Annotated in this window: 24 protein-coding genes and 1 tRNA gene; 13 read left to right on the forward strand and 12 right to left on the reverse strand. The window is 68.9% G+C overall.

Annotation, left to right across the window (positions count from 1 at the left end):
* Positions 1-166 precede the first annotated feature (166 nt).
* Positions 167-724 (reverse strand): tetratricopeptide repeat protein, encoded by a 558-nt coding sequence (locus V7026_RS00970; protein ID WP_334153381.1) that lies wholly within the window; start codon positions 722-724, stop codon positions 167-169.
* A 98-nt stretch (positions 725-822) separates the two neighbouring features.
* Between V7026_RS00970 and cysS the strand changes: the two genes are divergently transcribed.
* The 6 genes from cysS (at position 823) to V7026_RS01000 (ending at position 6492) form a co-directional block, all read left to right on the forward strand.
* On the forward strand, positions 823-2199 hold the full coding sequence (gene cysS, locus V7026_RS00975; protein ID WP_334153382.1) for a cysteine--tRNA ligase: 1377 nt from the start codon (positions 823-825) through the stop codon (positions 2197-2199).
* Positions 2196-2882: a DNA-3-methyladenine glycosylase family protein gene (locus V7026_RS00980; RefSeq protein ID WP_334153384.1), complete on the forward strand. Its 687-nt coding sequence runs from the start codon at positions 2196-2198 to the stop codon at positions 2880-2882. The genes cysS and V7026_RS00980 overlap by 4 nt, the downstream gene beginning before the upstream one ends.
* Before the next feature lie 73 nt (positions 2883-2955).
* A complete protein-coding gene (locus tag V7026_RS00985) occupies positions 2956-3933 on the forward strand; it encodes an acetyl-CoA carboxylase carboxyltransferase subunit alpha (RefSeq protein ID WP_334153385.1) in 978 nt (325 codons plus the stop codon).
* Between the two features lie 40 nt (positions 3934-3973).
* Positions 3974-4954, forward strand: a complete 981-nt coding sequence (gene tilS / locus V7026_RS00990) for a tRNA lysidine(34) synthetase TilS (protein ID WP_334153386.1) — start codon at positions 3974-3976, stop codon at positions 4952-4954.
* Positions 4955-5060: 106 nt separating this feature from the next.
* Positions 5061-6344, forward strand: a complete 1284-nt coding sequence (locus V7026_RS00995) for an aspartate kinase (RefSeq protein ID WP_334153387.1) — start codon at positions 5061-5063, stop codon at positions 6342-6344.
* 55 nt (positions 6345-6399) lie between these two features.
* Positions 6400-6492: transfer RNA gene (locus V7026_RS01000), tRNA-Ser, on the forward strand.
* Between the two features lie 123 nt (positions 6493-6615).
* Here V7026_RS01000 and rmuC read toward each other — a convergent pair.
* Positions 6616-8445 (reverse strand): DNA recombination protein RmuC, encoded by a 1830-nt coding sequence (gene rmuC, locus V7026_RS01005; protein ID WP_334153388.1) that lies wholly within the window; start codon positions 8443-8445, stop codon positions 6616-6618.
* Between the two features lie 141 nt (positions 8446-8586).
* On the opposite strand from rmuC, the gene V7026_RS01010 reads away from it, so the two are divergent.
* On the forward strand, positions 8587-9621 hold the full coding sequence (locus tag V7026_RS01010; protein WP_334153389.1) for an asparaginase: 1035 nt from the start codon (positions 8587-8589) through the stop codon (positions 9619-9621).
* Positions 9622-9642: 21 nt separating this feature from the next.
* Here V7026_RS01010 and adk read toward each other — a convergent pair whose 3' ends face one another.
* From adk to V7026_RS01040, 6 genes are all read right to left on the reverse strand, one after another.
* On the reverse strand, positions 9643-10299 hold the full coding sequence (adk, locus tag V7026_RS01015) for an adenylate kinase (protein ID WP_334153390.1): 657 nt from the start codon (positions 10297-10299) through the stop codon (positions 9643-9645).
* A 151-nt stretch (positions 10300-10450) separates the two neighbouring features.
* Positions 10451-11236, reverse strand: coding sequence for a 3-deoxy-manno-octulosonate cytidylyltransferase (kdsB, locus tag V7026_RS01020; protein ID WP_334153391.1), 786 nt, complete (start codon positions 11234-11236; stop codon positions 10451-10453).
* Between the two features lie 13 nt (positions 11237-11249).
* A complete protein-coding gene (locus V7026_RS01025; protein ID WP_334153392.1) occupies positions 11250-11459 on the reverse strand; it encodes a Trm112 family protein in 210 nt (69 codons plus the stop codon).
* Positions 11460-11482: 23 nt separating this feature from the next.
* On the reverse strand, positions 11483-12559 hold the full coding sequence (lpxK, locus tag V7026_RS01030) for a tetraacyldisaccharide 4'-kinase (RefSeq protein ID WP_334153393.1): 1077 nt from the start codon (positions 12557-12559) through the stop codon (positions 11483-11485).
* On the reverse strand, positions 12559-12978 hold the full coding sequence (locus V7026_RS01035) for an ExbD/TolR family protein (RefSeq protein WP_334153394.1): 420 nt from the start codon (positions 12976-12978) through the stop codon (positions 12559-12561). Before V7026_RS01035 ends, lpxK begins: the two co-directional genes overlap by 1 nt.
* Positions 12979-13008: 30 nt before the next feature.
* Complete coding sequence (locus V7026_RS01040) at positions 13009-13644, reverse strand: MotA/TolQ/ExbB proton channel family protein (RefSeq protein ID WP_334153395.1); 636 nt, start codon at positions 13642-13644, stop codon at positions 13009-13011.
* A 286-nt stretch (positions 13645-13930) separates the two neighbouring features.
* Between V7026_RS01040 and xseA the strand changes: the two genes are divergently transcribed.
* Positions 13931-15238, forward strand: coding sequence for an exodeoxyribonuclease VII large subunit (xseA, locus tag V7026_RS01045; protein WP_334153396.1), 1308 nt, complete (start codon positions 13931-13933; stop codon positions 15236-15238).
* 100 nt (positions 15239-15338) lie between these two features.
* Positions 15339-15926 (forward strand): superoxide dismutase, encoded by a 588-nt coding sequence (locus V7026_RS01050; protein ID WP_334153397.1) that lies wholly within the window; start codon positions 15339-15341, stop codon positions 15924-15926.
* A 69-nt stretch (positions 15927-15995) separates the two neighbouring features.
* Here V7026_RS01050 and V7026_RS01055 read toward each other — a convergent pair whose 3' ends face one another.
* A complete protein-coding gene (locus V7026_RS01055; RefSeq protein ID WP_334153449.1) occupies positions 15996-16445 on the reverse strand; it encodes a DUF192 domain-containing protein in 450 nt (149 codons plus the stop codon).
* Between the two features lie 205 nt (positions 16446-16650).
* Between V7026_RS01055 and icd the strand changes: the two genes are divergently transcribed.
* The 3 genes from icd (at position 16651) to clpA (ending at position 20837) form a co-directional block, all read left to right on the forward strand.
* Positions 16651-17904 carry an NADP-dependent isocitrate dehydrogenase gene (gene icd / locus V7026_RS01060; RefSeq protein WP_334153398.1) on the forward strand — a complete coding sequence of 418 codons (1254 nt, stop codon included), beginning with the start codon at positions 16651-16653 and terminating at the stop codon, positions 17902-17904.
* Between the two features lie 155 nt (positions 17905-18059).
* Positions 18060-18416 carry an ATP-dependent Clp protease adapter ClpS gene (gene clpS, locus V7026_RS01065; protein WP_334153399.1) on the forward strand — a complete coding sequence of 119 codons (357 nt, stop codon included), beginning with the start codon at positions 18060-18062 and terminating at the stop codon, positions 18414-18416.
* An 81-nt stretch (positions 18417-18497) separates the two neighbouring features.
* A complete protein-coding gene (gene clpA / locus V7026_RS01070; RefSeq protein WP_334153400.1) occupies positions 18498-20837 on the forward strand; it encodes an ATP-dependent Clp protease ATP-binding subunit ClpA in 2340 nt (779 codons plus the stop codon).
* A 39-nt stretch (positions 20838-20876) separates the two neighbouring features.
* On the opposite strand, the gene V7026_RS01075 is transcribed toward clpA, so the two are convergent.
* The gene (locus V7026_RS01075) at positions 20877-21341 is read right to left on the reverse strand and encodes a methylated-DNA--[protein]-cysteine S-methyltransferase (RefSeq protein ID WP_334153450.1); all 465 of its coding nucleotides are present in this window, start codon (positions 21339-21341) and stop codon (positions 20877-20879) included.
* Between the two features lie 73 nt (positions 21342-21414).
* On the opposite strand from V7026_RS01075, the gene sbcB reads away from it, so the two are divergent.
* Complete coding sequence (gene sbcB / locus V7026_RS01080) at positions 21415-22962, forward strand: exodeoxyribonuclease I (RefSeq protein ID WP_443082294.1); 1548 nt, start codon at positions 21415-21417, stop codon at positions 22960-22962.
* Here the strand turns inward: sbcB and V7026_RS01085 are convergent.
* Together V7026_RS01085 and V7026_RS01090 are read right to left on the reverse strand one after the other, a co-directional pair.
* Positions 22932-24257 carry a putative bifunctional diguanylate cyclase/phosphodiesterase gene (locus V7026_RS01085; RefSeq protein ID WP_334153451.1) on the reverse strand — a complete coding sequence of 442 codons (1326 nt, stop codon included), beginning with the start codon at positions 24255-24257 and terminating at the stop codon, positions 22932-22934. The genes sbcB and V7026_RS01085 overlap by 31 nt on opposite strands.
* Before the next feature lie 3 nt (positions 24258-24260).
* Positions 24261-25592 (reverse strand): PAS-domain containing protein, encoded by a 1332-nt coding sequence (locus tag V7026_RS01090; RefSeq protein WP_334153402.1) that lies wholly within the window; start codon positions 25590-25592, stop codon positions 24261-24263.
* Positions 25593-25635: the final 43 nt, after the last annotated feature.

Consider the following 25635-nt stretch of genomic DNA (forward strand, 5'->3'; position numbering starts at 1 on the left):
GCCGCAGAGGGGGAAACAGAGGATGGGGACGGTTGGGATGATTGGGCGTGGGCGGCGGACCAGCCGAGCAGGGCGCCGCCCGCCAGCAGGCCAAGCGCGGCCCGGCGATGCGCAAAGAAGGTTTGGATTGTCATGGCGAATGAGAGGCGAAGACGACGCCCGGGGTTCAACGCGGGGCGTCGGCCCCCAGCAGCTCGCGCAGCGCCCGCGACCGCTCGCCCAGGCCGGGGCTGTCGGGCTGTAGGGCCAGGGCGCGCTGCCAATGCCCCAACGCCAGACGGGCATACACGTCGCCCAGGTTGCGGTGAGCGGTGGCGTAGTCGGGGTTGAAGCGCAGGGCCGACTCGAGTGCCGCGCGCGCCTCGGGCAGGCGCCCTTGGGCGGCGTGCAGCACGGCCAGGTTGTTGTACGGCTCGGGCAGTTCTGGGTAAGTCTGAGTTAGGCCTTCGTAGACCTCGCGCGCGCCATCCGCATCCCCTTGGTTCGCCAGCACCACGCCCAGCAGCAGGCGCGCCTGCGGGTCGGTGGGGCGCTCCTGCAGCCATTGTTCGAGCCGTTGCCGCGCCAGTGCCAGCTCGCCGGTGGCGATCAGGCGCTGGGCGTCGGCATAGGGGGCCGTCGGAGGCGCGTTCTGCGCCGTGGCAGCCAGCGGCAAGCCGCCCAGCAGTGCAGCGCCCAGGCTCAGCGCCAGGCCAAGGCGGCGCGCGCGCGGGCGGCGTATCACGGGGCGAAGGGAGTGAAACAGATCGGGCATCGGTGCACAATACGCGCCTTTCGGCTGATTGTAGCCCGGGGGTTCGCACCCGCCGGGCGGGTATCGTCATGACCCTGCGCATCTACAACTCGCTCACCCGCCGGCTCGATCCGCTGGTGCCGCTCGATCCCGGCCACGTCCGCATGTACGTCTGTGGCATGACCGTGTACGACCTGTGCCACCTGGGCCATGCGCGCTCGATGGTGGCGTTCGACGTGGTGCAGCGCTGGCTCAAGGCCAGCGGCCTGCGGGTGACCTATGTGCGCAACATCACCGACATCGACGACAAGATCATCGCCCGTGCCCTGAAGAACGGCGAGACCATCCGCAGCCTGACCGACCGCATGGTCGAGGCGCTGCACGCCGATGCCGATGCGCTCGGCATCGATCGGCCCGACTTCGAGCCGCGCGCCACCGAGTTCGTGCCGCAGATGCTCGACCTGATCGGCCGCCTGGAGGCCAAGGGGCTGGCCTACCGCAGCGACAACGGGGACGTCAACTATGCGGTGCGCGCCTTTGCGGGGTACGGCAAGCTGTCGGGCAAGAGCCTGGACGAGCTGCGTGCGGGCGAACGCATCGCCGTCGGCGATGGCAAGCGCGACCCGCTCGACTTTGTGCTGTGGAAGGCGGCCAAGCCCGAGGAGCCGGACGAGGCCAAGTGGGACAGCCCCTACGGCCTGGGCCGCCCGGGCTGGCACATCGAGTGTTCGGCCATGAGCTGCGAGATGCTGGGCGAGAGCTTCGACATCCACGGCGGCGGCGCGGATCTGCAGTTCCCGCACCACGAGAACGAAATCGCCCAGAGCGAAGGGGCGACGGGCAAGCCGCTGGCGCGGATCTGGATGCACAACGGCTTCGTGCGTGTGGATAACGAAAAAATGTCCAAGAGCCTGGGCAACTTCTTCACCATCCGCGAGGTACTGGAGAAGTTCGACGCCGAGACGGTGCGCTTTTTCATCGTGCGGGCGCATTATCGCAGCCCGCTCAACTACAGCGACCAGCACCTGGAGGACGCACGCGCGGCGCTCAAGCGGCTCTACACGACGCTCGACGCGGTGCCGCCGCAGCCCGTTGCCACCATCGACTGGGCCGAGCCGCACACGGCGCGCTTCAAGGCCGCGATGGACGAGGACTTTGGTACCCCGGAGGCGGTCGCCGTGCTGTTCGAGCTGGCGGCGGAGGTCAATCGCACGCGCGATGCGCATCTGAGCGGCCTGCTGCGCGCACTCGGCCGCACGCTGGGCCTGCTGCAGCAGGACCCCCAGGCGTTTTTGCGCGCCGGCGCCGGACTGGACGAGGCCGCCGTCGCCGCGCGCATCGCCGAGCGGGCCGTGGCGAAGGCGGCGCGCGACTTCGCCACGGCCGACCGTATCCGTGCCGAGCTGGCCGCACAAGGCATCGTGCTCAAGGATGGCCCCGGCGGTACCACGTGGGAGCGTGCATGAGCGCAGCCCGCCGCGCGCCCGACGGCGCCTGTGTGCCCTCGACGGCGCTGCCGGCCGGCGACGGTTTCGTGCCGGCGTTCTGGGCGCAGGCGTGCGACCACCTGGCCGGGCGCGATCGCGTCATGGCGCGGCTGATCCCGCAGTTTCCGGGCGCCTGTCTGCGGTCGCGCGGGGACGCCTTCACCACGCTGGCGCGCAGCGTGGTGGGGCAGCAGATCTCCGTCAAGGCCGCGCAGGCCGTCTGGGACCGGCTGGAAGCCTGCCTGGGCGGTTGCACGGCTGCGGCTGTGCTGGCCCGCGCGCCCGAGGAACTGCGCGCCGCGGGCCTGAGCGCGCGCAAGGTGGAGTATTTGCTCGATCTGGCGCGGCACTTCGACGATGGCCGCATCGACCCGGCCGCCTGGCACGCGATGGACGACGAGGCCATCATCCGCGATCTGACGGCGATTCGCGGCATCGGGCGCTGGACGGCCGAGATGTTTTTGATTTTTCACCTGATGCGTCCGGACGTGCTGCCGCTGGACGACGTCGGGCTGCTGCGCGGCATCAGCCAGTGCTATTTTTCTGGCGAGCCGGTCAGCCGCAGCGACGCTCGCGAGGTCGCCGCCGCCTGGGCGCCGTACCGCAGCGTGGCGACTTGGTATATTTGGCGCTCGCTGGATCCGATCCCGGTGGCGTACTGAACCCCGCCGGGGCGGCGTGTGTTCCGCGCGCCCATCGGCGACACGAGGGCCCGAGCGCCCGTGGAGTGACAACTTGGCCAAACGCAACTTTCTGGATTTCGAGCAGCCGATTGCGGAACTCGAAACCAAGATCGAAGAGCTGCGCTATGTGCAGACCGAGTCCGCGGTCGATATCTCCGAGGAGATCGACCGCCTGAGCAAAAAGAGCCTGCAGCTCACCAAGGACATCTACAGCAAGCTCACGCCGTGGCAGGTCACCAAGATCGCGCGCCACAGCGACCGGCCCTACACCCTGGACTATGTGCGGGCCATCTTCACACACTGGACCGAGCTGCACGGCGATCGCCACTTTGCCGACGACCAAAGCATCGTCGGCGGGCTGGCGCGCTTCAACGGTCAGCCGTGCGTCGTCATCGGCCACCAAAAGGGACGCGACACCAAAGAGCGCGCGCTGCGCAACTTCGGCATGACCAAACCGGAGGGCTACCGCAAGGCGCTGCGCCTGATAAAACTGGCCGAGAAGTTCCGGCTGCCGGTGTTCACCTTCGTGGACACGCCGGGAGCCTATCCCGGCATTGATGCCGAGGAGCGCAACCAGTCCGAGGCGATCGGGCGCAACATCTTCGAGATGGCCCAGCTGGAGGTGCCGATCGTCAGCACCATCATTGGCGAAGGCGGCTCCGGCGGTGCCCTGGCCATCGCCGTGGCCGATCAGGTGCTGATGCTGCAGTACGCGGTGTACTCGGTCATCAGCCCGGAGGGCTGCGCCTCCATCCTGTGGAAGACCGCCGACAAGGCGTCCGACGCCGCCGAGGCGCTGGGCATCACCGCGCACCGGCTCAAGGCGCTGGGGCTGGTGGACGAGATCGTCAACGAGCCGGTGGGCGGCGCACACCGCGACCCGCAGCAGATGGCCGCGCTGCTCAAGCGGGCGCTGGCCGAGTCGCTGCGGCAGGTTGTGGATCTGGAGCCGGCCGAGCTGATCGAGCGTCGCCATGCCCGCCTCAATGCTTACGGGCGTTTCAACGACACCAAGGCCAGCCGCGGCTGAGCCCGATCCGCGCACCGTTGGCCCCACGGCAGACCCGGCCGTGCTGGCTGCGCTCGATACATGGTGGTACCGCCACGGTGCCGCGCTGCCGTCCGGGGCGGGGCTGGGGGTGGCCTTCAGCGGTGGGGCAGATTCCACGGCGCTGCTGCTGGCCGCAGCCGCGCGCTGGCCGGGGCGGGTGCACGCCCTGCATGTGCACCACGGCTTGCAGGCAGCGGCGGATGCCTTCGAAGCGCATGCCGCGGCCACAGCGGCCCGCTGGGGCGTGGCGTTTGCCGCCTTGCGTGTCGATGCCCGGCCCGCCCTCGGGGACAGCCCCGAGGACGCCGCACGCCGCGCCCGCTACCGGGCGCTGGCCGATGCCGCCCGGGCGCGGGGCTTGGCCGCCGTGCTGCTGGGGCACCATGCGCAGGACCAGGCGGAAACCCTGCTGCTGGCACTGACACGCGGGGCGGGGCTGCCGGGGTTGGCCGGCATGCCCGAGCGGCGCCGCATTCATGGGGTGTGGTTTGGCCGGCCGCTGCTGGCGCTGGACGGCAATGCCCTGCGGCGCTGGCTGGACGGGCAGGGCATCGCCTGGATCAGCGACCCGACCAACGCCGATCCCGCCTACACCCGCAACCGCATCCGGCTGCAGGTCATTCCCGCGCTGGCGCAGGCGTTCCCCGCCTATGCCGCAACGCTGGCGCGCAGCGCGCGCCACGCCGCATCGGCCCAGCGCCTGCTGGGCGAGTTGGCGACCGACGATCTGGCGCGGCTGGGCGACCCCCCGGCGCTGGACGGACTGCGCGCCTTGTCGCCGGAGCGCGCCATCAATGCGCTGCGCCACTGGCTGCGCCAACGCCACGGCGCCAGCGGGACCGAGGCCCAGTGGCAGGAGGTGGCCCGACAGATCGCCGCGGCCCGCACGCGCGGCCACGCCATCCGGCTGCGGGTGGGCGCTGGCTACTTGTTGCGGGCCGGCCCGGTGCTCGACTACCGGGCCGATGGCGCGGCCCCGGCGGGGCAGGGCGCGGGGTAGCCCGGGCCGCGCCCCCCTATAATGGCAGGGTTTGCCCGGGGGTGGCCCGGGCGCCCCCCGCCGGCCCCCGCGCGTTGCGGCCGGCCGTCACACCCGCAAAATCTCCATGGCACTGATCGTTCACAAGTACGGCGGCACCAGCATGGGCTCGACCGAGCGCATCCGCAACGTCGCCAAGCGCGTCGCTAAATGGGTACGCGCCGGCCACCAAATGGTCGTCGTGCCCAGCGCGATGAGCGGCGAGACCAACCGCCTGCTTGGCCTGGCCAAGGAAGTTGCCCCGGCCAGGCCCGGCGATGCCTACTACCGCGAGCTGGACCAACTGGCAGCCACGGGCGAACAGGTCTCGGTCGGGTTGCTGTCCATCGCGCTGCAGGCCGAGGGGATCGAGGCGGTCTCCTACTGCGGCTGGCAGGTGCCCATCCGCACCAACAGCGCCTACACCAAGGCCCGCATCGAATCCATCGACGACCAGCGCATCCGCGCCGATCTCGACGCCGGGCGCGTGGTCATCATCACCGGCTTTCAGGGCGTGGACGCCGGCGGCAACATCACCACGCTGGGGCGTGGCGGCTCGGACACCTCCGCGGTGGCCGTCGCGGCCGCGATCAAGGCCGACGAGTGCCTGATCTACACCGACGTGGACGGCGTGTACACCACCGATCCGCGTGTCGTGCCCGAAGCCCGGCGCCTGGAGCGCGTCAGCTTCGAGGAAATGCTGGAAATGGCCAGCATGGGCAGCAAGGTGCTGCAAATCCGCTCGGTGGAGTTTGCGGGCAAGTATCGGGTGCCCATCCGCGTGCTGTCCAGCTTCACCCCCTGGGACATCGACATCCACGAGGAGGCCCGCTCCGGCACCCTCATCACCTTCGAGGAAGACGCATCCATGGAACAAGCCGTCGTTTCCGGCATCGCGTTCAACCGCGACGAGGCCAAGGTCTCGGTGCTGGGCGTGCCCGACAAGCCCGGCATCGCCGCCCAGATCCTGGGCGCCGTGGCCGATGCCAACATCGAGGTCGATGTCATCATCCAAAACGTCAGCAAGGACGGCAAGACCGACTTCAGCTTCACCGTCCACCGCAACGATCTCGCCCGCACGATCGATGTGCTCAAAGCGCAGGTCGTGCCGGCCCTCGGCGCGGCCGACGTGGTGGGCGACGCCCGCATCTGCAAGGTCAGCATCGTCGGCATCGGCATGCGCAGCCATGTGGGTGTGGCCAGCCGCATGTTCCGCTGCCTAGCGCAAGAGGGCATCAACATCCAGATGATCTCCACGTCGGAGATCAAGACGTCTGTCGTGATCGACGAGAAGTACATGGAGCTGGCCGTGCGCGCGCTGCACCGCGAGTTCGACCTGGATCAGCCCGCCGACACCCTGCAGGGGGCCTGATTTTCGGGGTTCCGAGCCGTCATCCCCCAAACTTGGGGCATAATGTCGGTTCTTCGGAGTGATGACCGAGAGGCCGAAGGTGCTCCCCTGCTAAGGGAGTATGCGGTGTAGAGCCGCATCGAGGGTTCGAATCCCTCTCACTCCGCCAGCACAAGCCTCCCATCCGCCCATCAGGCTCGGGAAGGACAGAGCCCCGCACGATGCGGGGCTATTTGTTATGCGATGCGGGCGTCGGGCTGCGGAAACAGCCGACGATCCAGGCGGAGTGCCATCACCCCTCCCCGCCGTCGCGGCCGTTCGTCGCCATCGGATCGCCCGTCCCCTCGTCGTCCAGTGCCAGCAGGTCGGCCGCTTCCAGGCCCGTCGGGGAGTCGGCGGGCAGTTCTTCCACCCCGCGCAAGCGGCGTTCGATGGCCCGCGTGCGCACGCCGATGTCGCTGAACTTTTTGGCCGCGTTGTCGATGGATTTGCGGGTGGCTTCGATGGTGTCGCCGAATTTGCGGAATTCCGTCTTGACGCTGGCCAGGATGTTCCAAACCTCGGACGAGCGCTTCTCGATGGCCAGGGTGCGAAAACCCAAGCGCAGGCTGTTGAGCATGGCGGCCAGGGTGGTTGGCCCGGCGATCACGACACGGTGGTCGTTTTGCAGCGTTTCGACCATGCCGGGGATGCGGCAAATCTCGGCAAAGAGCCCCTCGGTCGGGACGAACAGAATGGCAAAGTCCGTCGTTTTCGGCGGGGCGACGTATTTTTCGCGGATTTTCTTGGCTTCGGCCTTGACGGCGGCCGCAAAGGCGTTGCTCGCCTTGAGGACCTGCTCCTTGTCACCGCTGTCGTGGGCGTCGAGCAGGCGCTGGTAGTCCTCCACCGGATACTTGGAGTCGATGGGCAGCCACACGGCCTCGTGGTCGTTCTTGCCCGGCATCTTGATGGCGTATTCGACCAGGTCCGTGCTGCCCTCGACCGTCTTGACATTGCGATCGTACTGCTCGGCCGTCAGCAGGCTCTCGATGATCGCACCCAGCTGTACCTCGCCCCAGGTGCCGCGTGTGCGGACATTGGTCATGACGCGCTTGAGATCCCCCACGCTGCCGGCGAGGTGCTTCATCTCGCCCAGGCCGGCGTGGACCTGTTCGAGCCGCTCGCTGACCAGGCGGAACGAGTCTCCGAGGCGCTGCTCGAGGGTCGCGTGCAATTTCTCATCGACGGTGCGGCGCATTTCTTCGAGCTTGATCGTGTTGTCCGCCTGGATGGCCGCCAAGCGCTCGTTGAGGGCTTGGCGCAGTTGCTCGGCGCTTTGCTGCCAGCCCTGGGTCATGGTTTGCAGTTGTTGCGCCACCGTCTCCTGCAGCGTCGCAAACTGGCGATGCATGTGACCGCTCGTGGCTTCCAGCAAATCCTTGAGGGCCGTCGCCAGGGTGCCCAGCTGCGATGAGACGTCCCTCTTGAGCGTCTCGAGGGTCGTCGCGGTGATCTGGCCCAGTGCCTCGAAGCGGTTCTGGATCTGCTGCTCGAAGGCGTGCGCGTGTTGGGCGAGCGTCAGACGCGCGGTTTGCGTCTCGTCCGACAGGGCCTTCAGCGTCGCGGACAGATCTTTGCGGAAGGACTCCAGCGCCGCGGTGAGTTCCAGGCGGGCCGTCGCCGCATCGGCTTGCGCCTGCGCAAACTGCGCCGTCTGCGCCTGGGTGGCTTCGGCCAGCCGGGAGAGCAGGGCGTGTTGCAGCGAGTCGAATCGCTGCCCCATGGACGCATCAAAGCCCCCGATGCGCTGCTCCAGGCGGGCCGCGAACTGTTGAAATGCCCCAGTCAGTTCGTTGCGGCCGTGGCGCGACTCGTCCATCATCAGCGCGAGCTTGGCATCCAGGTTGTGGTGGGTGTTTTGGGTGAAGTCGCGCAGTTGCGCATCGAGCCGTGTCAGGCCGGCGTCGGCGCGGGCCCCCGCCTGCGCCAGCCCCTGCAGGGCTTGTTCCATGACGCCGATGCGCGCCGCAAGGTCGGCCGGGGTGTCGAAGCGCGGCCGGCGCAGCAACAGCACCAGCAGCAGCACGGCGTTGATCAGGCCCAGACCGAGCGCGGCGAGCATGAGGGTGTCGGGGGGCATCGGGATCTCCCTGTTTGGCGTTCGCGGCGTGTGGTATGGCCGTCCCGGTATCGGCGGCCGGCGCGATCGTCGCTACGTTAGCATAGTGCGGGGCATACAAAGCTTTGTCATTTCACGGGCCGGATCATGACGATGGTGGCGATGACGGGGGACCGCGCGGCGCAGCCGCCGCGCGTGCTGGTGGTGCTGGGCATGGGCGGAACGATTGCGGGCCGCGCCGCCAGTGCACAGGATGTGGTGGGGTATCAGGCCGGGGTCGTGTCGGTGGCCGACCTGTTGGCGGGGCTGGCGCCGCCCGAGGGCATGCGGCTAGAGGCCGAGCAGGTTGCCAACGTGGACAGCAAGGACATGACGCCCGCCCTGTGGCAGGCGCTGCTGGCGGCCGCGTGGCGGCACCTGCAGCGGCCGGAGGTGGCGGCGTTGGTCATCACCCACGGCACGGACACGCTGGAGGAGACCGCCTGGCTGCTGCACGCGGTGCTGCAACCGCGCCGGCCGGTGGTCCTGGTGGGGGCGATGCGGCCGGCCTCGGCGGCAGCGCCCGATGGCCCGCAGAACTTGGCCGATGCCCTGACCCTGGCGGGGGATGCCGTCGCGCAGACGGCGGGCGGGGTGTGGGTGACGCTCGCCGGGCGCGTATTCGATGCCCGCGCGGTGCGCAAGGTGCATCCGGCTCGGGCGGATGCGTTCGGTGCGGGCGATGGCGGCCCGGCGGCCTGGGTCGAGGCCGGGCGCGTGCGGTGGCTGGCCCAGCCTGCCGCCGTCTCACCCCACCCCGATCAGGCGGAGCGCGTGCGGGCCGTGTGCACCGCTCCGCGTTGGCCGCGGGTGGAGTGGATCAGTAGCCACGGTGGGGCGGATGGGGCGCTGGTGCGCGCCCTGCTGCGGCAGCGGCATGCGGCTTTGGTCGGTGAAGACGCCGATGCCCCGCTGGCCGGCCTGGTGGTGGCTGGCACGGGCAACGGATCGCTGCATGCCGAGCTGGTGGCAGCCCTTGCCGACGCCGAGGCCCAGGGAGTCACCGTCTGGGTGACGACCCGCTGCCCCGAGGGCGAGGTGATCCCCGGCGACGGCGGGCGGGCGCGGCGCCCGTTTGCGGTGACGGATCTGCCGCCTGCCAAGGCCCGGCTGGCGCTGTCGCTGCACCTGCTGTGGCAGCAGGCCGCCCTGAGCTGAACGCCCCCGGGGCCGGCGCGTTCAGTCGGCCAGCGCCGCGAAGACGCGCTGGGTGATCTCCTCCACCGTGCCCAGACCGCTGATGGCGCGGTATTTGGGGGCGGCGGCCGGGTCCTGCTTGGCCCAGCCGCTGTAGTAATCGACCAGCGGCCGGGTTTGGGCGGCGTAGACGTCCAGGCGCTTGCGCACCGTTTCTTCCTTGTCGTCGTCGCGCTGGATCAGGGGCTCGCCCGTGACGTCGTCCACCCCTTCCACCCTGGGGGGGTTGAACTTGACGTGGTAGGTCCGACCCGACGCCGGGTGGACGCGCCGACCGCTCATGCGCTCGATGATGGCATCGAACGGGACATCGATCTCGAGCACATAGTCGATGCGCACCCCGGCCTGGCGCATGGCCTCCGCCTGCGGGATGGTGCGCGGAAAACCGTCGAACAGAAACCCGTTGGCGCAATCCGGCTGGGCGATGCGGTCCTTGACCAGATCGATGATCAGGCCGTCGCTGACCAAGCCGCCGGCATCCATGACCTTCTTGGCCTCCAGGCCCAGTGGCGTGCCGGCCTTGACGGCCGCGCGCAGCATGTCGCCGGTCGAAATCTGCGGAATGCCGTACTTCTGGCAGATGAACGCGGCTTGCGTGCCTTTGCCAGCGCCCGGAGCGCCCAACAGAATCAGTCTCATGGGTTTCCTTTACTCGTCGCGATCGTGTTAGGGGGCCGCTGCGCGGTGGGGTGCCTCGCAGACCGGCCGGCGGCGGCCGGCGCTCGGCCAACGCCAAAGAATAGCATGTGCACCCCGACACAGCCTTACAGGCTGCGATACTGGCGGGGGGTCAGCCGTGCAGGCGCGCCCACAAGGCGCGGACACGCTCCAGGTCCTCCGGGGTGTCCACACCGGGGCCGGGGGCGTGTTGGGTGACGGTGACGGCGATGCGCTCGCCGTGCCACAGCACGCGCAGTTGTTCCAGCGACTCGCAGCGCTCCAGGGGGGCGGCCTGCAATTGCGGAAAGCGCCGCAAAAACCCGGCGCGGTACGCATACAGGCCGATGTGCCGCAGCGGCCGCGCCTGCTCGGGCCAAGTGGCGAGGTCCAGCTCGCCATCGTGGCGCGGTGCGTCGCGCCACCAGGGCATGGGCGCGCGGCTGAAGTACAGCGCCGTCGCCCGCCGATCCAGAACCACCTTGACGACGTTCGGGTTGAACAGCTCCGCCGCCGTGGCGATCGGGTGGGCGGCCGTCCCCATCGCGCAGTCGGGGCGGTCCTGCAGCACCTGGGCCACGGCCTGCACCAGCGCTGGGTCGATCAGCGGCTCGTCCCCCTGGACGTTGACCACCAGCGCGTCGTCAGGCAGTCCCAGCCGGTCCACGGCCTCGGCCAGCCGGTCGCTGCCACTGGGATGGTCCGCTCGGGTCAGGAGGGCGGCGACGCCGGCGGCGGCGCATGCGTCGGCGATCGCCGCGTCGTCGGTCGCGACGGTGCACGAGCGGGCCCCGCTCGCCAGGACGCGCTGGGCCACCCGAACGACCATCGGGGCGCCGCCGATGTCGGCCAACGGCTTGTCGGGCAGGCGGGTGGAGGCGCGCCGCGCCGGAATCACGACATGGAAGTCCACGGGCATGGCGTCGGCGGCGTCAAGGGGCCGCGGGGCGCGGCGGGGCCAGCCGGTCCAGTTCGGCCGCGTCCAGGGCACGGGCTTCGTTTTCCAGCATGATGGGGATGCCGTCGCGGATCGGGTAGGCCAGCCGCGCCCCGCGCGAGATCAGCTCCTGCGTCTCGCGCGCATACACCAGCGGGCCCTTGGTGACGGGGCACACGAGCAATTCGAGCAGCTTCGGATCCATGGCGGGCATCATAGCGCCTCGTATCAAAGCGCAGACCGTGGGCGCATCCGTTCCAGATGCCGATCCACCGCCGCAAACCACGCCGGCTCGGGGGTGAAAAGCAGCGGCACGCGCCACAGCGATGCCCGCCCCGTCAGCGGCGGGTCGTGCAGACCGTGCACCTTGATTGCGTCCTTGTCCGTGCACAGCCAGATGCGGGTCGCGCCGGGGGCTGAGGTGGCCTCGCGCAGCGCAGCACCAATCTGGTCGGCCGATGCATGATCGGGCAGCGCCAGGGTCTGCGTCAGGGCAAGCCCCCGTTGGCGCAACTGGGCAAAAAACGCCTCTGGTCGGGCGATGCCCGCCAAGGCGCCCACTGGCGTGCCCTGTGCCGCCCAGTCGCTCAGCGCGTGGCGGTAACCCCTGGCATCGACGGCATCGGCCGCCAGGGCCCGGCTCGCAGCAAACTCGGCATACGGATGGGCGCGGGGGGGGCGCCGCGGCGCGGCCGTGCGCAGCACCAGTGCCGGCCCGCCGCCCCAGATGGGTCCGGGCCAGGGCTCGCGCAGAGGCCCGGCGGGCAGCAGCCAGCCGTTGCCGACATCCCGGTCATCGAATACCACGATCGTCAAATCCCGTGCCATGGCCCAGTGCTGCATGCCGTCGTCGCTGACGACGATGTCCACCTCGGGGTGGCGCTGCAACAGCGCACGGGCGGCGGCTGGGCGGTCCCGGCCGACGGCGAGCGGTGCGCCGGTCTCGCGCGCGATCAGGGCCGGTTCGTCGCCGAAGCGCTCGGGGTCGGCCGCGTCCTCGACGACGTGCAGATCCTGACCGGGCCGGCGGCCGTGGCCGCGCGAGACGACGCCCGGGTGCCAGCCCCGCGCCTGCAAGTGGCGCACCAGCGCGATGACGGTGGGCGTCTTGCCCGCCCCGCCGACCACGACATTGCCCACCACCACCACCGGCACCGGCAGACGTTGCACCTGCCGCCCGCCCAGACGCCACACCAGCGCGCGCCCGGCCAGCGCCGCGCGGTACAGCGCGGCCAGCGGCAGCAGGCTGCAGGCCAGCGGCCCCCGCCCCAGCCAGGCCGATGGCAGGTCCAGGCCGACGGACATCAGCGGCGCTCGCCGTGCTGCGTGGCAAACGTGATCTGCACCAGGCCGGCCTGCCGCGCGGCGTCCATGACGTTGATCACCGATTGGTGGCTGGCCGCCGCGTCGGCCTGGATGACGAGCAGACTGTCCTTGCGCGAGGCCTGGCTCGCGCGCAGCGCAGCCACCAGCGCGTCGACCCCGTGTGCATCCAGCACGCGGTTGTCCACGGCATAGCGCCCGTCCGGTCCGACCGTGACCACGATTTCGGTAGGGCTCTGCGGGGGCGGCTCGGCATTCGCGACGGGCAGGTTGACCTGCAGCGCGGTCGCCTGGCTGAAGGTGGTCGTGAGCATCAAAAAGATCAGCACCACCAACAGAATGTCGATGAACGGGATCAGGTTGATCTCCGGTTCCTCGCGGTTGCCGTGTCGGAAGTTCATGCAGAGTTCGCGCAGGGGAGAGGGCAGGGGTCAGCGGCGCAGGGTGAGCAGATGGTGGACGAACCGTTCGGCTCCCACCTCAAGCTGGAGCAGGAACGCATCCGCCCGGGCCCGGTAGTAGCGCCAGAAAATCAGCGCGGGGATGGCGATCATCAAGCCGAAGGCGGTGTTGTAGAGTGCGACCGAGATGCCGTGCGCGAGCTGCGCCGGATTGCCCCCGCCCGGCATCAAACCCCCGGGGCCGGCTTGCGAGCCAAAAATCTCGATCATGCCGATCACCGTCCCGAGCAGGCCCAGCAGCGGTGCCGCCGACGCCACGGTGGCCAGCGCGCCCAGGTAGCGCTGCAACTGCGCTGCGGCCAGGCGGCCGGCGGATTCCAGCCCGGCGCGCAGCTCGGCTTCGGTGGCGCGGGGGTTGGCCTGCAGGGCGCGAAATCCGCTGGCCAACACCGTGCCGAGCAGCGAGTTGTCGGCCAATTGATCGACCACGGTGGGCGGGGGGACACCATGCCGCGAAGCCTGGATGGCTTCGTCCACCAGTTGGGGGGGCGCGATCTTGCTGGTTCGCAGGCTGATGGCGCGTTCGATGACGAGCGTCAGACCGAGGATGGAGCACGCGATCAGCGTCCAAATGGGCCAGCCGGCGGCTTGTATGATCGACAGCAAGGGGGTTCTCCTGGGCGGCGGTCGCTGCGCGCATTATGGAGCAGGCCCTGTGCGGCGGGAGCGTGGGGACATCCGATCCATGCGGTCACCCGGCCTGTGGATAAGCTTGTGTGCAACCAGCCTGTCGTCCTTGGGCGTTGACCGGATGTGGACAGCCTGTGAATCCCGGCTTTCCTCTGGGCGGGTAAAAAATCTGTTTTTTTGACAAGGACTTGGCGATGGCATTCAGGTGTCGTGCGGGCTATGATCCACACGTCGCTGGCGGGGGCGAACTGTGGGCAACCCCATGAGCGGATCGCCTTGGCCGCTGTCGGACGACGAGCCCGCCTGGCCGGTGGGGGCCTTGGTGTCGGCCGTCGCCGACGCGCTGCGGGCGCGCTTCAACCCCGTGCGGGTGAGCGGCGAGGTGGCGGGCTACCTGCGCGCCGGCAGCGGCCATGCCTACTTCACGCTGAAGGACTCGCAGGGGCAGTTGCGGTGCGCGTTTTTTCGCCGCGCGGCCGAGGCCAGCGCCGTCGCCTTGCGCGACGGCCTGCGCATCGAGGTGCTGGGGCGGCTGGATGTGTACGCCCCGCGCGGGGACCTGCAACTCGTGGTCGAGCGCGTCCGGCTGGCGGGGCAGGGGGATTTGTACGAGCGGTTTTTTCGCCTGAAGGCCACGCTGCAGGCCGAAGGCCTGTTCGAGTCGGCGCGCAAGCGGCCGCTGCCGGCGTTTCCGGCGAGTGTCGGGGTCGTCACATCGCTCGACGCGGCCGCCCTGCGCGATGTGGCCACCACCCTGGCGCGACGGGTGCCGCATCTGCCGGTGCGGCTGTACCCCGCCGCGGTGCAGGGGGCGGATGCGCCGGCCCAGTTGTGTGCCGCGTTGCGCCGCGCTTACCAGGACCACCGCGACACGGGGGCGCCGGCCGTGCTGTTGCTGGTGCGCGGTGGCGGCTCGCTGGAAGACCTGTGGGCTTTCAACGACCCCGACCTGGTGCGCACGATGGCCCAAGCTCCCATGCCCATCGTCTGCGGTGTCGGGCACGAGACGGATGTGACGCTAGCGGACTTCGTCGCGGATGTGCGGGCGCCGACGCCGACCGCGGCGGCCGAGTTGTGCGCCCCCGCCGCCGCCATGCTGCGCGAGGCGCTGCAGCGTCAGGCCCAACGCCTGAGCGCTGCGCCCTGGCGCCGGATCGATGCGCAGGCACAGCATCTGGACCGGCTGGCGCAGCGGCTGGGGCGGCCATCTGCTCTGACCGTCCGCGAGCGCGCCCGCCTGCAGGCGCACGAGCACCGGCTGGAGCGGGCGTTGGCGCTGCGCATCGACCGGCAACGCCAACACGTGCTGCGGCTGGAGCAGGCGTGGCAGTCAGCCGGGCGACGCGACACCGAGCGACGCCGGCTGCGACTGGAGCGCTGGGGCGCCCAGCTGGCCCTGTTGGATCCCCACCTGGTCCTGCAGCGGGGCTACGCCCTGGTCACCGATGCCCAGGGCCATGTCGTCACCCGCGCCGACCGGACGGCGCTGGATGCCCCCCTCCGTGTGGACCTGGCGGCAGGGCGGCTGGATGTGCGGGTGAGCGCCGTGCATGCCGAGGCGGTGCGTTGATTCCGCGCCGCCTCCGGGGACACGCCGAGCCGGCCATGCGGCTGCAATGGCCCTTCCCTACAATCCCACGGTTCGACCACAACCCCAACGAGGACACGCCATGGAACACACGCTGCCCCCCCTGCCGTTTGCGATCGATGCCCTGGAGCCGCACTACTCCAAGGAGACGCTGGAGTACCACCACGGCAAGCACCACAACGCCTACGTGGTCAACCTGAACAACCTGCAAAAGGGCACCGAGTACGAGTCAATGGCGCTGGAGGATATCATCCGCAAAGCGGCCAACCCCGGCCCGATCTACAACAACGCCGCGCAGGTCTGGAATCACACCTTCTTCTGGAACTGCATGAAACCCAACGGCGGCGGTGAGCCGACCGGCGCGCTGGCGGCGGCGATCAATGCCAAGTGGGGCAGCTACGCCGCTTTCCGCGAGGCCTTTGTCAAGAGTGCGGTCGGCAACTTCGGCTCCGGCTGGACCTGGCTGGTGAAGAAGCCCGATGGCAGCGTTGATATCGTCAACACCGGCGCTGCCGGCACGCCGCTGACCACCGCCGACAAGGCGCTGCTGACGGTGGACGTCTGGGAGCACGCCTACTACATCGACTACCGCAACCTGCGCCAAAAATTCGTCGAGACCTTCCTCGATAAGTTGGTGAACTGGGAGTTCGCGCAGGCCAACTACGCCTGACGGCGCGACGCCCCGCCCCTGCCCGGACGAAGGGGGAGAGGCCCTCGAGGAGGTGGCTCGTCCGCCCCTTCAACGCCCGCCAAACGGTCCGCCGGCCAGCCGAAAGCCGGGGCCGATGCCTCGCTTGGCAAACCAGCCCTGCGCGACCTCGAGCACATAGCGAACGGGTTCGCGCGAGCAGTGGCTGGTCTCGTCGAGCGGGCGCATGTCCACCAGGTTGACGATGCGGCCATCGTCCGCGACGAAGGCGGCCGTCAGCGGCACATAGGTGTTGCGCATCCAAAAGCACTGCACGGCCGGTGCCTCGAAGACAAACAGCATCCCTTCGTTGGGAGCCAGCTCCCGCCGCCACATCAGGCCGATCGAACGCTGCTCGTGCGTCAGCGCCACCTGCGCATCGATCAGGTGCATCCCGGCGCGCAGCGACACGCGCGGCAAGTCCGTCTGGGCAGTCTGAGCCCGCTCGGCGGCGGAAGGTTGAACCGCCGCAGCCGGTGTCGCGCACAGCCCCACGGCCATGGCCAGCACCGCCCAGAACCCTGCGCCCAGCGGACGCCGACCGCGTTGCCACCGGTCTGGCCGAGGGTGACGGAGAAGGGCCGCCGGCGGGCGGAGCGGGACAGGCATGGCGTCAGGTCCACGGAGGTTTTGTCGATAGAATCGATTCTAGAGCCCAGCGCCTACCCGGTGCTGTGGCGCATTACGCCCTACGGAGACCCCGCTCATGTATCAGCACATCCAAGTGCCCGCTGAAGGCCAGAAGATCACGGTCAACGCCGACATGTCGCTCAACGTGCCGGACAACCCGATCATCCCGTACATCGAGGGGGATGGCACCGGCTTCGACATTACCCCGGTGATGATCAAGGTCGTGGATGCGGCAGTGACCAAAGCCTACGACGGCAAGCGCAAGATCCACTGGATGGAGGTCTACGCAGGCGAGAAATCCACCAAACTCTACGGGCCCGACGTCTGGCTGCCGGAGGAGACCCTGCACGCCCTCAAGGAGTATGTGGTTTCCATCAAAGGCCCGCTGACCACCCCGGTCGGTGGTGGCATCCGCTCGCTCAACGTCGCGCTGCGCCAAGAGCTGGACCTCTACGTGTGCCTGCGCCCGGTGCGCTACTTCAGGGGCGTGCCCTCGCCGCTGAAGGAGCCGGAAAAGACCGACATGGTCATCTTCCGCGAAAACTCGGAAGACATCTACGCCGGCATCGAATACCCGGCACAGAGCGATAAGGCCAAGAAGCTGATCAAGTTTTTGATCGAAGAGATGGGCGTGACCAAGATCCGCTTCCCGGAGACCTCGGGCATCGGCATCAAGCCTGTGTCCATCGAGGGGACCGAGCGCCTGGTGCGCAAAGCGATCCAGTACGCGATCGACAACGACAAGCCCAGCGTGACACTCGTGCACAAGGGCAACATCATGAAGTACACGGAAGGCGGCTTCCGTGACTGGGGCTATGCGCTGGCGCAGCGCGAGTTCGGTGCCGAGCCGATCGACGGGGGTCCGTGGTGCAAGTTCAAGAACCCTAAGACCGGCAAGGACATCGTCGTCAAGGACTCGATCGCCGACGCCTTCCTGCAGCAGATCCTGCTGCGCCCGGCCGAGTACTCGGTGATCGCCACGCTCAACCTCAACGGCGACTACATCTCCGACGCGCTGGCGGCGCAGGTGGGTGGCATCGGCATCGCCCCGGGTGCCAACCTGTCCGACTCGGTCGCCTGCTTCGAGGCCACGCACGGCACGGCGCCCAAGTACGCGGGCAAGGACTACGTCAACCCCGGCTCGGAGATCCTGTCGGCCGAGATGATGCTGCGCCACATGGGCTGGCGCGAGGCCGCCGATCTGATCATCAGCAGCATGGAAAAGGCCATCCAGAGCAAGAAGGTCACCTATGACTTCGCGCGCCTGATGGAAGGGGCCACGCAGGTGTCGTGCTCGGGCTTTGGCCAGGTCATGATCGACCACATGTGATCGCCGCGCGGGCCGAAGTGCCCGCGCCGTCCGCCGCCTGTCGCGGGAGGAATGCCTTGCGACCCACGCTGCCGCCGCCCTCTGGGGCGGCGGTGCTTTTTGGGCGACGGACGGCCAAGCCGCGCCCCATGTGGGGGTGCCGAATTTATTGCAGAATGATTGCCATGGCCACGACACCCAAACAACCCGATCTGACCCCGAGCGTGCCCGGCGGCGGCGATGCGGTGGTGTTGGAGCATCGCCGCCAGCGCGTGCAGCCGCCCAAGATGTATCAGGTCGTCCTGCTCAACGACGACTTCACGCCGATGGAGTTCGTCGTGCGCGTGCTGCAGGAGTTTTTCAACAAGGACCACGAGACAGCGACCCAGATCATGCTCAAGATCCATGTGCACGGGCGCGGCGTGTGCGGCATCTATACCCGCGATGTTGCCGCCACCAAGGTCGAACAGGTCACCCAGGCCGCACGGGCCGCGGGGCATCCGCTGCAGTGCGTGGCGGAACCCGTTGAATAAAGAGGACTCCGCCCCACATACCCGAATGTGCCGGTGGATGCATCGCGCTACAGTTGAACCCCGAAGTGAAGGAAGTGCCCCATGATTGCCCAGGAACTTGAAGTCAGCTTGCACATGGCCTTTGTCGAGGCCCGGCAGCAGCGGCACGAATTCATCACGGTCGAGCATCTGCTGCTGGCGCTGCTGGACAATCCCAGCGCCGCCGAGGTGTTGCGCGCCTGTAACGCCAACATCGACGATCTGCGCAAGTCGCTGACCACCTTCATCAAGGACAACACGCCCACCGTGGCGGGGACGGATGAGGTGGACACGCAACCGACGCTGGGCTTCCAGCGCGTGATCCAGCGCGCCATCATGCATGTGCAGTCCACCGGCAACGGCAAGAAAGAGGTGACGGGCGCCAACGTGCTGGTGGCCATCTTTGGCGAGAAGGACTCGCATGCGGTGTACTACCTGCACCAGCAGGGTATCACCCGGCTGGACGTGGTCAACTACATCGCGCACGGCATCCGCAAAGGCGAGTCGCCCGAGCCCGCCAAGTCCAGCGAGGGCAGCGCCGCCGAAAACGAAGAGGCCGGCGAGGCTAAGGGCAACGAGAAGGCGTCGGTGCTGGAGCAGTTCACCCAAAACCTCAACCAATCGGCCAAGGACGGCAAGATCGACCCGCTGATCGGGCGGGACTACGAGGTCGAGCGGGTGATCCAGATTCTGTGCCGCCGGCGCAAGAACAACCCGCTGCTGGTCGGCGAGGCGGGCGTGGGCAAGACCGCCATCGCCGAAGGACTGGCGTGGCGCATTGTGCAAAAAGACGTGCCCGATGTGCTGGCCGATGCGACGGTGTATTCCCTGGACATGGGTGCGCTGCTGGCGGGCACCAAGTACCGCGGCGACTTCGAGCAGCGCTTGAAAGGCGTGCTCAAGGCGCTCAAGGACAAACCCAACGCCATCCTGTTCATCGACGAGATCCACACCCTGATCGGGGCCGGAGCCGCCTCCGGCGGCACCCTGGATGCGTCCAACCTGCTCAAGCCCGCGCTGTCCAGCGGCCAGCTCAAGTGCATCGGTGCGACCACCTTTACCGAGTACCGAGGCATCTTCGAGAAGGATGCGGCGCTGTCGCGGCGCTTCCAGAAGGTGGACGTGGTCGAGCCCACGGTGGAGCAGACGATCGAGATCCTCAAGGGCCTGAAGTCGCGCTTCGAGGAGCACCACAGCGTCAAGTACGCCGCCGCAGCGCTGCAGGCCGCGGCCGAGCTGTCGGCCAAGTACATCAATGACCGCCACCTGCCCGACAAGGCCATCGACGTCATCGACGAGGCCGGGGCGGCGCAGCGCATCGTCGCGCCATCCAAACGCAAAAAGACCATCGGCAAGGCCGAGATCGAGGAGATCGTCGCCAAGATTGCCCGCATTCCCCCGGCCAGCGTGTCCAGCGACGACCGCGGCAAGTTGCAAAACCTGGAGCGCGACCTGAAGGCGGTGGTGTTTGGCCAGGACAAGGCGCTGGAGGCCTTGGCCTCGTCCGTCAAGATGGCGCGCTCGGGCCTGGGCAAGCCCGACAAGCCGATCGGTGCCTTCCTGTTCAGCGGCCCCACTGGCGTCGGCAAGACCGAGGCGGCCAAGCAACTCGCCTACATTCTGGGTATCGAGCTGATCCGCTTCGACATGTCGGAGTACATGGAGCGCCACGCGGTCAGCCGCCTGATCGGCGCGCCGCCGGGCTACGTCGGCTTCGACCAAGGTGGGCTGCTGACGGAGGCCATCACCAAAAAGCCGCACTGCGTACTGCTGCTCGACGAAATCGAGAAGGCGCACCCGGACATCTTCAACGTGCTGCTGCAGGTGATGGACCATGGTACGCTGACCGACAACAACGGGCGCAAGGCCGACTTCCGCAACGTCATCATCATCATGACGACCAACGCCGGCGCCGAGACGATGAACAAGTCCACCATCGGCTTCACGACGCAGCGCCAGGCCGGCGACGAGATGGCCGACATCAAGCGTCTGTTCACGCCGGAGTTCCGCAACCGGCTGGACGCCATCGTCAGCTTCAAACCGCTGGACGAGCAGGTCATCCTGCGCGTGGTGGACAAGTTCTTGCTGCAGTTGGAGCAGCAACTGGCCGAGAAGAAAGTCGAGGTCACCTTCACCGACGCGCTGCGCAAGCACTTGGCGAAGAAGGGCTTCGACCCGCTGATGGGCGCGCGCCCGATGCAGCGCCTGATCCAAGACACGATTCGGCGCGCGCTGGCGGACGAGTTGCTGTTTGGCCGGCTGGTGGACGGCGGGCGCCTGACGGTGGATGTCGAGACGCCCGAGGGCGGCGGCGAGCCACAGGTCAAGCTCGACATCCAGCCACTGCCGAAGAAGGACCGCAAGGCCGAACCGGCCGAGCCGGAGGAGGCCACCGCCGACTGACCCCTGTCGCCCCATGCCAGCCCCGGGGCGCGGGTGGGGTCAGGCGGGTGGCGGTACGCCCTCGCGCTGCAGCAGCGCGCGCTTGTGCTCGAGCCCCCAGCGGTAGCCGGTCAGGCGGCCGTCGCTGGCGATCACCCGGTGGCATGGGATCACCACCGCCAGCGGGTTGGCACCGCAGGCCTGTGCCACGGCTCGCGTGGCGCGTGGGGCGCCCAGACGGCGGGCGACCTCGCCATAGCCGAGGGTCTGGCCTGGGGGGATGGTGCGCAGCACCGCCCACACACGCTGCTGGAAGGCGGTCCCGCGGATGTCCAGCGGCAGGGCGAAATCTCGGCCCGGGGCTTCGATCAGCGCGGCGACCGCGTCCGCCCATGCGCGGTGCGTGCGCTGGCCGTCCGCGAGGGCCGCGCGGGGAAAACGTCGGCACAGATCGGCCCGCCAGGCGTCCTCCGTGGTGCCCAGCGAGACGGCACGCAGGCCAGCCGGGCTGACGGCGACCCGCACGTCGCCCAAGGGGCAGGGGGCGACGGCCGTGTGGAGGGTTTCTGGCGCAGGAACAGTTGGGGGCATAGGCGGCATGGCCCCACTGTACGCCAAACCACGCCCCGCGGGCCGACGTGCCCCGACGTGGCCGGTGCGGCGCACCGGTTACCATGCCCGGGTGATCCAGACCGCCCACACCTTTTTTTGGCACGACTACGAGACCTTTGGTGCCGACGCCCGGCGGGATCGGCCCGCCCAGTTTGCCGGCCTACGCACCGATGCTCAGCTCAACCCCATCGGCGAGCCCCTCATTGCGTACTGCCGCCCGTCGCCGGACTATCTGCCCGACCCGGAAAGCTGTCTGATCACCGGTATCACGCCCCAGACCTGCCTGGACCGCGGCGTCAGCGAGCGCATCTTTGCCGAGTCCATTCTGGCTGAGCTGGAGCGTCCGGGCACCGTCGGTGTGGGCTACAACTCCATCCGCTTCGACGACGAGTTCACGCGCCACCTGTTGTGGCGCAATCTGCTCGATCCTTACGGCCGGGAGTGGCGCAACGGCTGCGGCCGCTGGGACCTGCTGGACGTCGTGCGCATGGCCTGGGCGCTGCGCCCGCAAGGCATCGAGTGGCCGCGCCACCCCGACGGGCGGCCGAGTTTTCGCCTCGAGGATCTGACGGCGGCGAACGGCCTCGCCCACGCCCAGGCGCACGACGCCATGTCGGATGTGTTGGCCACGGTGGCGGTGGCGCGTCTGATCCGCCAGCGCCAGCCCCGGCTGTTCGACTACGCCTTTGGGTTGCACCGGCGCGAGCGCGTCATGCAGGTGTTGGGCCTGCCTGCGCTGGCGGGCCAGGCGCGCCCCTTCGTGCATGTGTCGGGTCAGTTTTCCACCGAGCGGGGCTGCCTGGCGGTGATGTGGCCGCTGGCCAGCCACCCGTCCAACCGCAACGAACTGCTGGCTTGGGATCTGGCTCACGATCCGCGGGAGCTGATCGATTTGCGGCCGGAGGAGGCGCGCCTGCGCCTGTTTACCCGCCAGGCCGACTTGCCCGAAGGGGTGCGGCGGCTGCCGCTCAAGAGCATTCACCTCAACCGCTCGCCCATGGTGGTGAGCAACCCGGCGGTGCTGCAGGATGGCGCCGCCGAGCGCTTTGGGCTGGATTGGGGACTCATCGTGCGGCACGCCGCCTACGCCGCTGGCCTGCCCGATCTGGGCGCGCTGTGGGCCGCGCTGTTTGGGCGTCACTCGCCGTCCGGGGCGGCCGATGTGGACGGTGCGCTCTACGACGGTTTCGTCGGTGACGAGGACCGCCGGCGGCTGGCGCGGCTGCGCCAGCTCGATCCCGCCGATCCGGCGTGGCAGCGGGCGGGGTTCGACGATCCGCGGCTGCCGGAGCTGGTGTTTCGCTTCCGCGCCCGCAACCACCCGGAGTCGCTGCGCGACGATGAGCGCTTGCGCTGGCGCGAGCACTGTCGCGCCCGGTTGATGGAAGGCACGGGCGGCTTCGCGCCGTTACCGGCTTATCTGGAGCGGCTGGATGCGCTGGCCGAAGGGGCCGTCGAGCGCGGTGACGAGCGAGCGCGGGCGATCCTGGCCGACTTGATGGACTACGCCACCTTGCTAGCGCCGAAGGAATGACCGGCGGCCCGCCACAGCGCCAGGTGCTCGCCGCGCGCCACGCGCTGCAGATGGCCACCCACCTGCAGGGCCGGCATGGGCCGCCCCAGACCAAAGCCCTGCACCGCGTCGCAGCCGATCTGGCGCAGCGCATGCAGTTGGGCGGCCGTCTCCACGCCTTCGGCCACGGCCTCGCGCCCTAGGCGGTGCGCCAGGGCGACAGCCGCGGTGACGATGGCTGCATCGTCCGCATCGTCGGCCACATCCCGCACGAAGGTGCGATCGATCTTGAGCCGGTCGATCGGCAGATGCTTGAGGTAGGCCAGGGACGAGTACCCCGTGCCAAAGTCGTCGATCGCGATGCGCGCGCCCAGCTCGCGCAGCCGCGACAACTCGGCTTCGGCGCGCCGCGGGTCGCGCATCATGGCCCCCTCAGTGATTTCGAATTCGATGCCGAGCAGGGGCAGCGCGGCCGAAGCGCCCTCGGGGTCGGCCGCGGCGAAGGCCTCGCGGATGCGCTCGGCCAGCCCCTCGCGGTCGAACTGGCGCGCCGACAGGTTGATGCTGAGCAACAGCGGCCACTCCGGGTACAGGTGCCGCCAGCGCTGCCGCTGGCGGGCGACCGCCGTGCACACCCAGCGGCCCAACGCCTCGATCAGGTCAGCCGACTGCTCGGCCATTGGCACAAAGGCGGCCGGCGACAGCACTTCGCCATCCGCCTGCGGCCAGCGCAGCAGGGCCTCGAAGCCCAGCAGCGGCATCCCGTCGCTCAGGGCGTGGATGGGCTGGAAGTACAGATCGAGGGCGTCCCCCGCGATCGCCTCGCGCAGGCGCGCCTCGAGGTCGATGCGGCGCAGGACCTGTTCGTTCATGGCCGGGGTGTAGTAGCGCCACCCCGCGCCGCCTTCGCCCTTGGCGTGGTACATCGCGATGTCGGCCAGCCGCAGCAGCTCCGCCGCACGGCGCCCGTCGCGCGGGAAGGAGGCGATGCCGATCGAAGGCGTGACGTAGGCGCGCAGTACCCCATGGGCCCCGTTGTCGACGGTGAAGGGGTCCGACATGGCTTGCACGATCTGCAGCGAGACCCGCGCGGCGTCGGCCTCGTCCTGCATGCCGGTCAGGGCTACGACGAATTCGTCGCCAACGATGCGCGCAACAATGTCGCTGGCCCGCAGGCGGGAGCGCAGCCGCTGCGCTGCCTCCACCAGCACCTGGTCACCGGCCTCGTGCCCCAGAGAGTCGTTGATGGCCTTGAAGCGGTCCAGATCGATGAACAGCACGCACAGGGGGCGGCCGTCGCGCTCGGCCGCAGCCAGCGCCTAGTCCAGCGCGACGGGCAGCGCGTGGCGGTTGGTCAAGCCGGTGAGGGCATCGGTACGTGCCAACCGCTCGATGGTGTCCTGGGCGGCGCGGCGTTCGGTAACGTCGGTGTACACGGTGACGAAGCCACCCGTCGCCAGCGGCTGGCCCCGCACATGCAGCACCCGACCGTTCGGGCGGACGCGCTCGAACTCGTGCGGCTCGAAACGCAGGGCGCGCTCGCGCATCTCGGCGAGCAGGCGGTGCGGGTCGATTTGCGTTCCGTACTCGCCGCGCTCGATGTTGTAGCGCAGCAAATCGACCAGGGTGATGTCGGGCTGCTCGAGCAGCGGTCGGGGCAGGTCCAGCAGGTCGAGCAGGCGGTCGTTCCAGACCTGCACGCGCAACTCCCGATCGACCATGGACACGCCGACGGGGATGTTGTCCACCAGCGTGCGCAGGATGTCGCGCGCCTGCGCCAGCCGCTCGCGTTCCTGCTTTTGCTCGGTGATGTCGGTGTAGGTGGTAACGAAGCCCACCACCTCGCCATCGCGCAGGATTGGCTCGCCGATGACCAGGTGCGTACGGCCGTTGGGGCGGGTGCGCTCCAATCGGTGGGCGCGAAACTGCAGGGCAAGGCGCCGTCGTTCGGCCACTGCCTGCTCCGGGTCCACCGCACCGTACTCGCCGCGCTGGGCCGGCACCCGGATCAGGTCGTCGAAGTCCACCCCGTCGTAGAGCAGCTCCTTCGGCAAGTCCAGCACACGCCCGAATTCCGCATTCCAGACCCGCAGCTTGAGCTGGCGGTCGAACACGCTCAGGCCCATCGGCAGGTTTTGCACGATGGCCTCCAGGTACGAGCTGCGTTCGCGCAGGATCGCCTCCAGCCGCGCCTGCTCGCTGATGTCGAGGTTGACACCGAACGCCATGCGCTGGCCCGTGGCCGGTTCGCGCGTGACGACGGTACGCAGCAGGTGGTGGGTGATGCGGCCGTCCGGCTGCTGGATCCGGTAGCCCGTCTCTCCACTGCCGCGCGCGTAAGATTCTTCCAGCACGCGATTGACCCGCTCGCGGTCTTCCGGGGCCAACCGGCGCAGCGAGCGTTCGCGCTCGGCCGGCTCGTCCGGTGCGATGCCATGCATGCGCCGGAACACATCCGACCACCACAGCGTCTGCGTATCCAGATTGCGCCGCCAGTGCGCGATATTCAGCCGGTCGAACAGCTCCGAGACCCAGCGCTGCTCTTCTTGCAGCAGGGTGCAGGCTCGATGACGTTCCCGCCGCTCGCGCCACCAAGCGATCCCCAGCCCAATGGCGAGCGCCCACCCGACCAGGGCCAGCCAGGCGGTCATTCCATGTGTCTCCTGCAGTGCCGATGCATGGGCTGTCAGTGTA

Source organism: Tepidimonas sp. (assembly GCF_036825565.1).
Taxonomy (GTDB): domain Bacteria; phylum Pseudomonadota; class Gammaproteobacteria; order Burkholderiales; family Burkholderiaceae_C; genus Tepidimonas.

Coding starts and splice junctions, on each gene's coding strand:
- sbcB (WP_443082294.1), top strand. CDS start 21,415: ATGGCCCCACTGTACGCCAAACCACGCCCCGCGGGCCGACGTGCCCCG.
- V7026_RS01090 (WP_334153402.1), bottom strand. CDS start 25,592: ATGACCGCCTGGCTGGCCCTGGTCGGGTGGGCGCTCGCCATTGGGCTG.
- clpA (WP_334153400.1), top strand. CDS start 18,498: ATGATTGCCCAGGAACTTGAAGTCAGCTTGCACATGGCCTTTGTCGAG.
- V7026_RS01050 (WP_334153397.1), top strand. CDS start 15,339: ATGGAACACACGCTGCCCCCCCTGCCGTTTGCGATCGATGCCCTGGAG.
- V7026_RS00980 (WP_334153384.1), top strand. CDS start 2,196: ATGAGCGCAGCCCGCCGCGCGCCCGACGGCGCCTGTGTGCCCTCGACG.
- adk (WP_334153390.1), bottom strand. CDS start 10,299: ATGAGACTGATTCTGTTGGGCGCTCCGGGCGCTGGCAAAGGCACGCAA.
- V7026_RS01035 (WP_334153394.1), bottom strand. CDS start 12,978: ATGAACTTCCGACACGGCAACCGCGAGGAACCGGAGATCAACCTGATC.
- kdsB (WP_334153391.1), bottom strand. CDS start 11,236: ATGCCCGTGGACTTCCATGTCGTGATTCCGGCGCGGCGCGCCTCCACC.
- V7026_RS00995 (WP_334153387.1), top strand. CDS start 5,061: ATGGCACTGATCGTTCACAAGTACGGCGGCACCAGCATGGGCTCGACC.
- rmuC (WP_334153388.1), bottom strand. CDS start 8,445: ATGCCCCCCGACACCCTCATGCTCGCCGCGCTCGGTCTGGGCCTGATC.
- V7026_RS01010 (WP_334153389.1), top strand. CDS start 8,587: ATGACGGGGGACCGCGCGGCGCAGCCGCCGCGCGTGCTGGTGGTGCTG.
- V7026_RS01055 (WP_334153449.1), bottom strand. CDS start 16,445: ATGGCCGTGGGGCTGTGCGCGACACCGGCTGCGGCGGTTCAACCTTCC.
- V7026_RS01025 (WP_334153392.1), bottom strand. CDS start 11,459: ATGGATCCGAAGCTGCTCGAATTGCTCGTGTGCCCCGTCACCAAGGGC.
- cysS (WP_334153382.1), top strand. CDS start 823: ATGACCCTGCGCATCTACAACTCGCTCACCCGCCGGCTCGATCCGCTG.
- clpS (WP_334153399.1), top strand. CDS start 18,060: ATGATTGCCATGGCCACGACACCCAAACAACCCGATCTGACCCCGAGC.
- icd (WP_334153398.1), top strand. CDS start 16,651: ATGTATCAGCACATCCAAGTGCCCGCTGAAGGCCAGAAGATCACGGTC.
- lpxK (WP_334153393.1), bottom strand. CDS start 12,559: ATGTCCGTCGGCCTGGACCTGCCATCGGCCTGGCTGGGGCGGGGGCCG.
- xseA (WP_334153396.1), top strand. CDS start 13,931: ATGAGCGGATCGCCTTGGCCGCTGTCGGACGACGAGCCCGCCTGGCCG.